Here is a 228-nt window from a genome sequence, read left to right on the forward strand (position 1 = left end):
ATATTTCATTTTCCAGTCACAACGTTTGGACACTACTGGGACTGTCCCTATTTTATTGAGAGTCTGCGAGGACCTCTCGGGCCTCAAACATTTGGGCACCCTCCGGATTTTCAATCCTTCGGGTATCCATTCGGCTTACCGAGAGTCTGCGAGGACCTCTCGGGCCTCATGGAGCACGCAAGTTACGTTCCGTAACATGCAGCCTCGAACATATTGGTACCCTTCCGA

It is taken from the genome of Thermoanaerobaculia bacterium, assembly GCA_035593605.1.
Lineage (GTDB): Bacteria > Acidobacteriota > Thermoanaerobaculia > UBA2201 > DAOSWS01 > DAOSWS01.